This window comes from Candidatus Bandiella numerosa (assembly GCF_021811875.1).
GTDB classification, from domain to species: domain Bacteria; phylum Pseudomonadota; class Alphaproteobacteria; order Rickettsiales; family Midichloriaceae; genus Aquirickettsia; species Aquirickettsia numerosa_A.
Map to the genome: position 1 here is coordinate 1 of NZ_JAJBJD010000044.1, position 7,298 is coordinate 7,298.

3 protein-coding genes are annotated in these 7,298 nt (G+C 33.5%); all 3 read left to right on the plus strand.

Features of this window, described 5'->3' with window-relative positions; genetic code table 11:
• Positions 1-153 precede the first annotated feature (153 nt).
• The 3 genes from L8D11_RS02525 to L8D11_RS02535 all read left to right on the plus strand — a co-directional run bounded on the left by L8D11_RS02525 (position 154) and on the right by L8D11_RS02535 (position 7,067).
• Complete coding sequence (locus L8D11_RS02525) at positions 154-405, plus strand: hypothetical protein (RefSeq protein WP_236870106.1); 252 nt, start codon at positions 154-156, stop codon at positions 403-405.
• A gap of 97 nt (positions 406-502) precedes the next feature.
• Entirely contained in the window at positions 503-6,745 is a 6,243-nt protein-coding gene (locus tag L8D11_RS02530) for a hemagglutinin repeat-containing protein (protein WP_236870107.1), read from the plus strand.
• Positions 6,717-7,067, plus strand: a complete 351-nt coding sequence (locus tag L8D11_RS02535) for a DUF6980 family protein (protein WP_236870108.1) — start codon at positions 6,717-6,719, stop codon at positions 7,065-7,067. The genes L8D11_RS02530 and L8D11_RS02535 overlap by 29 nt, the downstream gene beginning before the upstream one ends.
• Positions 7,068-7,298: the final 231 nt, after the last annotated feature.

Genomic DNA, 7,298 nt, shown 5'->3' on the forward strand with positions numbered 1-7,298 from the left:
CTCACCAGGCTCTCGATCTGAGCTACTTTGAGAAGATTAATCTCTTCTCTATGTACTCTGCTTTTGGTAAACACAAATCTGAAACCGCCCTATGCGACATCGCTTGTACGGTGGTGTGAGAGGGAGGCGCTGCAATGCGCCTCTCTACTCGATGTGAGGAAGTATAGTAAGATATTAGTGGGCGTTACATTGGCAGTATGTATAGTTGGAGGGACAGTTTTAGGATGGTTAATTTATGGATGGACTGAAGGTGTTAAGAGAGATGTATATTGGACGTATAGAGAGGCTGGAAAGGTTATTTACAAGCAAGAAGAGTTAAAAAATATGTTGGAAAGAATAAAAAAAGAGAAAAAAGTTTCAAAGGATAATGAGGGGATGAGTATTAAAAAGAACAATAAGAAATAAGTTGATTTAAATTTATTAAGATTTTACCATTAGTTAAAAAAAGAGTTTGATTTAGAATGGATTAAATTTTAGGGTAGAAGTTTATATGTAATAATTAATGCCAGATATAGAGTTTCTAGAGTGCAGTACGGTATCTGATCATTTGTATTCGATAAGTAATAGTGATCTAAATACAGAAGGAGTTGCAGAAAAGGTAATAGATGGAAGGTGTATAGGTGAATTGGAGATCTATAACGATGTTCACAAAGAAATTATACTACATTTTACACAAGATAATGTAGCAATTAGAGGCAAGTTAGGACTGGAGAATATAGGAAAAGTCACATTAGATTTTAAGGGTAATTATAAGTTTCAAGTAACAAGTACAGAAAAAATAGATGAATTGGTTATAAGGCCAAATAGTATAGCGGATAAATTAGGATGGATTAAGGATGTAACGTTAGAAAAGTTGTTGATTACAAAAGGGAAAGTGCGATTAGAAGGGAAGAATGTAATAGGAAGGCTAGATGTGGAAGAGGTGCTGTTAAATCTAGCTGAAAATTCAGAGTTAATAAGTCATGAAGTAATGATTAAAAGCGTCAGTTATGATGCTCATTTAAAAGGCAAGATACTAGTCCAGAATTATCTTAGCTACAACGGTAAATGTATTACTTTGGATAAAGGTAGTTCAATTATAAGTAAATCAGGGGATATAGATATAAGTCTATCAGATTGTAATGTAAATAGTAATGGACATATATGGTCAGGGAAGGATTTTAAATTAGAAATAGAGAAGGGCTATTTAATAAATAAAGGAGTAATAGGCGTTGAAGGCATAGGAAGTATTTTACTAAAGGGTAATGAAGAGAAGTTAGTAAATAGTGGTAAGATACAAGGTGGAGTAGATTTTAGTATCAAGCTTGAGCTAAATGGTAAGATTGATAATGAAAAGGATGGGGTGATAAATGGTAAGGATAATATTAAGATAACAGCAGGATCGGTTATTAATCAAGCAGGTGCAAAGATAAGTAGTGTAAATGCTATTGAGCTGGATATTACAAAATTAATAAATAGTGGAGCGGTATATTATAAAGAGGGTAATCTTAATATTAAAGATGCACTGATAAACCATGGAATAGTGATAGGAGAAGAGTTAAGTAATATAAGAATGGGAAAGAATGGTGAAATTCATAATAATGAGAATGCACGGATTAAGTTAGGGGGTAAGGTATATATTGGTGGCACTGACGATGGGAGGATAAGCTTAGTAAGAAACTATGCAGCAAGCATTGCAATAGCAGGTGAGGAATTAACATTAAATTCTGATAGAATTGAGAATATTGCTAAGGAAGGTACTATTAAGGAAAGAGAGTATGGATGTATAGTTCACGTATGTATTGGTAAGAGTGGAGATATATGTAAACATAGCGAACCTCAAACAATATATGCATATCCTGTTATCCAAATAATTGATTATATAAAGTCAGCAAATATTCATATAAATGTAGATGCTGTAAAATTGAATATTAAAAAATTGCACAATAAAGCTAGTTTATTCTTGATCGATAAAGAAGTATATATAGGTGAAAAACTAACCATTGAGAATGAAGCCGTTTCACTTTTGGTGAAGCAATATGGAGCTAAATATAATTTATATTCAGCAGCAGTAGGTAATATCTTAGGAGTATCTAAAACCTCTGTATTTTTAGCTAGTATCGAAAGTACTGGCATGATTAATGAGCTAGTTTTAAAATTATTTTGTAATAATGAAGATAATAGTGATCGTCTTACTATAGTCAAATATAGGGAAGATGGTATGGAATATTTAAGAGATAAAAATGAGCATTGCTCTTCGGGATGTTACGGCACAGGAAGAAAGGAAAGCTTTGTATATAAATCTTACCCATCAACAGTGGCATTTACAGATGTTAAAGGAGCGGGATTAGCAGGGCTTGCAAATTATGCGGTAGCAAAAAGTGATTTACCAAATTTATTAGATCAGTTTAAAGATGGTAGCAATGCATTAGTGCCATATGATTTAAAGTCACAAGAGATAGAAAAGTTTAAACTATCTGCGATTGACATGATAAATAGTTTAAGGAAGGAAGGATATGAGATAAGATTGGATAATGCGTTTAATTTTGGAAATAAAGGTAATTTAGAAGCAAGTTTTTTAAGATATTTTTTTGAGCAATATAATCCTGGAATTTATAAAGTAAACACGCCAAGTCAATTGGCAATAAGTAGTAGTTATTGCACAGGTAGTTGTGCAAATAACGAAGGAACAGGATTCATTACAAGTAGTGGATTAATAGCTAATTATGTATTTGAAAGTATATTTGAGCTTCCAGGAGTGAGTAAAAAAGGAACAGCATATTTGTTGAAAGAGTTGGGATATAGCACAGATACTATAATACAAATATTAGCAGATCCGGATTACGAACATGAGGTATTAAAAAGAGCAATCTTTGATAAGCTAGGTAAAGCATATATATGGAATCATAAAAAGAATGATGATGAAGAATTTGATCAATTACTTAGAAATGCAGTTGAAGCTAAAAAGGATTTAGGGCTAATACCAGGAATAGAACTAACTCGGTGGCAGCAAAGTGAATTAGTAAATGCAATACTGTGGCCAGTAAAGGAAAATATAAATGGAATTGTGGTATGGTCACTCAGGCTATATGTTACAGAAGAAATACTTAAGGATGGCTATAGTAGTGCAACAATAGCACTTAAGGATACAAAGTTAATGATTGATGAAGATGTGTTTAATGGAGGGTTGATAGATTCCATTGGCAATACATTCATAGAGGCAAGAAATATTTATCAACTTAATCAAATAAGAGGAGAAGGAAGTTTAAGCATAGAAGCTAGAGGTAGTTTTATTATGGAGATGCTAGTAAAAGTAGTCGAACAATATACTAGTAATTCACATATGGTGAATTATATTCCATTGAATAAACCAGAAATAGATTTAACTGAGAGCTTTAAAGTCAATTCTAAAGGAAGTATAGGTATTAAGGGAGGAGAGATAAAAGCTGATAACATAGCAATAGAGTCTGAAGATAAGGTAATAGTCATTCCAGCTGCAATATATAATAAGTTATATTATTCATGGGATGATGGCTATAGTAGAACTGAGAGTTTAGAATATGAACTTGCTAAAATAATGGCCAGTGGAGATGTAAAAATAGTAAGCAATAATGGAAATTATTTATATTCACCGGTTATTGAAGCTGAGGGAGAATTTGAATTAGAAGCTAAGTTAGGAAAAAATGTAATAGAAGCGGTTGCAAATAAATATATCAGAGAAAGATATTCTGATGATAGTTGGTTCGTATTTAGTAGCGAGAGCTATTCTTATAGTAGCATCACGAACGTTATAAGGCCTATAATAAGTGCAGCTAAGAAAGTATTATTTGGATCATTAGAAGATACAGTAATAAGAGCTGCACTTATAACAACAAGCTCAATGGAGATTAAAACAGGATCAGGTGATGTTGTTGGATTGATAAGTTTATTACCTGGAAAAGATATAGCAATAAAAGAAGAAAGGGAAGAAAGTGACTATGTAATAAGAAGTAAGGAATATGTTGGAAAAGCAGTTACAGAGAGAATTATACCCACAATAATTCAGATAAATAATAACTGTAACGAGCTAGAAGATAAAGAAGGGAGAGTAAAAGCATTAGATGGAACGTGCGCAACATTTATAGGATATGGAAGTGGAGGATGGTTGCAACTTGCAAGTAGTGTTGAAGCTGAAAGAATAGAAATAAAAGCACCTAAGGGGATAAAGCTTGTAGCAGCTCCAAATTTAGATTTTAGTTATGCAGCAGTAGATAAAAAAGGAATAGGATTTGCATTTACTTCAAATTCAAGAGAGCAAAGTGTTGGGCTTGGAATTAAGATAAGTAAAAGTAGGGAAACCATATCGGAAGAAATACAAGGAATCTCAAGTTTAATAGGGCATTTTATAACACTCGATACAGATGAAACTATCTATACAGAAGGAGCATATATAAAGGCTGAGAAGAAATTAATAACAAGGTCAAAATTAGAAATACATGATGTGGTATATGATACTAAAACCCATAGCCAAAGGAAAGTAGAAGGGTTTTTGGGATTAAAATTAGGAATACAAAATAGCATTGCAGGACTCATAGAAAGTGGTAAAAGTATAGATAAAGGCTTAAGGCAAGGAGGGAAGGAAGGAGTAATTAACACAGCATTTGCGGCATGGGATGCATATAATACACTGATGGGACTTGCAGCAGGAGGTGGATTATTCCAAGGAGGAGTGTGGATAAGCGCAAGTTACCAAGAAAGTAGCAGTGAATTAGACAGCAGAATAGTGAGATTTACTAAAATAGAAGTGGGACACGAAGAGGACGGGAAGTTAAAAGAAGGTACATATGAAAGCACAAGTGAAGAGCTGAGATTAAAATCAACACAGATACAGGCATATGATGCATATTTCAATACAAATAAGCTGACCATTGAGACGGCAAGTAATGAAATGCATAGTAGATCACAAGGTGGTGGAATAAATATACAAGTTGGAATGAGTGGAACTATTGGCTCAAGTGTAAGTGGCAATACGGGAAAACTAAGTAATGATGAGATTATACCAATGAATGCTCACATACATGTAACAAATAGATTAGAGTTAAAAGTAAATGGACATGCAGATATAAGGGGAGCATCAATTACAGCAACATCACTTGAGGCAAGCTTTGAGAGTTTGATACTAGAATCCGTAAAAGAGCTAGAAGAAAGCAGTGGGAAAAGTTTTGGATTATCAACAGGATGGGGTAAAAAGGTATCACATTCATTAGGTGGATCATTTGAGCTAAGTAATGGCAAGAGAAATGTAGTAGGAAAACTAACAGAGCTTATTGGGTATAAGGATGCAACTGTGATAGTGGCACATGCGCTTGAGTTAAACGGAGCAATGATAGCAAATGCTCAAATTGGTGATGATGGTAAGTATACAGATTTGGGTAATTTAGTACTTACAGTCGGTGAGTTATTTGTCAAACATGTATATGACAGTGATGAGGGATACACGCTTGGAGCAAGTATAGATTATATTACTGGTAATAAGGGAAGTGATGGCAAGATAAGTAAGTACGGAGTGGTGTTTGGAGGAAGGAATGGAGATGGCTATACATTTGCAACAATTGGTAAGGGAGAAGTTAGGTGTACAGAGAGTGGTATTGGTAAAGTATGTGAGATAGAAAAAGCAAATAGAGATGTAAGTAAAACTAGTAGCTTTGATTATGAGTATAAAATAGAAACAATAAGAGCAAAGTTTAGCGCACTTGATGAGGAGACAAAGAAAAAGGCAATAGAAAACCTAAAATCTGGAAAGTTCTTTGAGAACATTGCAACAAGTTTTATGAATGCTGTTGGTGAGGTAAAGGATGCACTAGGTAATATTTTGCCAAATAAAGATGATGCTATTCATGATGTGATAAACAACAAGCAATATACTGAGGATCATGCTCAGTCTAAAACTCAGAAAAATACTGAAGATACAACAAAAAATTTATCTATATTGGAGGATATAGATAAGCAACTTATAGAGAAGCATCCAAATTTAAAAGACGATGAATATATAAGGCTAGCAACTGTAAAATTAGCATATGATTTAGAAAAAAATAATTTAATACTGAATAGGAAAGACGGAATAGAAGTAGCACTTGTTGCAGTAAATAAATACCTAGAAGAAAATCCAATAATAAGACCAGCAGCATTACCATTGGTAGTTATGGGGATTGGTCAAGCAATAAGAGCTTGCGCAATGAATCCTGCATGTGTAAAAACTGTTATGGAGATTTCTATAGGAGCCGCTGCATTATTTGGAATGAAATTTACAGCAGATAAACTTAACGATGAATCATACAAATCTATTAAAAGTGATGATTCTAATGATCAAAATAAGCAAAACATAAAGCAACAATCAGGAAGTGCTGCAGCTGCCGGTGCTCCAGACCCTGATGATGACTTTGATCCTGATGATTATAAAAAGGAATGGAAAGTAGAAAAATATGATGATGTTAAATATAGCGATAAATATGGGGCTAAATATTATCGTGATCCAAAAGCTGTAAGTGAAAATGGTAACAGACTTTGGTGGAGTAAAGATACAGCTAAGCATAGTGGTGCATCTCAAGGTAAGAGCCCATCTACATGGAAAGTTTTTGAACAAACAAAGGATGGCTTGAAGCACTATAAAGATGCTGATAAGTATGGGCAGTTTATTAAGGATAAACACAAAGGGCCAGTGGGAAAATTAGTAGAATGGAAAGATTTAAGGGGTGTCCATGAGCCAAAAATTTTTAAAGGTAAGTAATATGCAATATTGCTGTAATAATTTTGAGTATTATATAAAAAAGGGGATAGAGTTAGAATATGAAGCTATTACTAGATCATATCATATGAGGTTAGAAGATGATGAGCATATGTGTACTAGGCAGGAGATATATTATTGTCCTTGGTGTGGCAGCAAACTACCCACTAATTTAAATATGACTTGGTCTTCTGTCTTAAGAGAAGAATATGGGATTAGAGATCCTATATTACATGAATATGAAGATGGGAGCACTGTCGGCGGCACACAACCTGTGCCACCAGAATTTAAAACAGATGAATGGTGGAAGAAACGTGGGTTGTAAAAATATACAAAAAACCCTATTAGAGGTAAATAATATGAAATATTGCTGCAGTAATTTTATAGTGGACTGAAAAATCAAGACAAAATTTTGAGAATTTTGCTTCCTATATAGTGGACTGAAAAAGTCAGACAACAAAAAGAGTAGTTTTATTTCCTAAAAGATATAAAAATATAAATAAAAAATAAGAAGTATGAGTAAAAAAGAAAAAAGAAATTTTAGCGCTGAACAAAA

Bases quoted from the DNA above. Each gene is read 5' to 3' on its own strand.
- L8D11_RS02530 (WP_236870107.1), top strand. From the start codon at position 503: ATGCCAGATATAGAGTTTCTAGAGTGCAGTACGGTATCTGATCATTTG.
- L8D11_RS02535 (WP_236870108.1), top strand. From the start codon at position 6,717: ATGAGCCAAAAATTTTTAAAGGTAAGTAATATGCAATATTGCTGTAAT.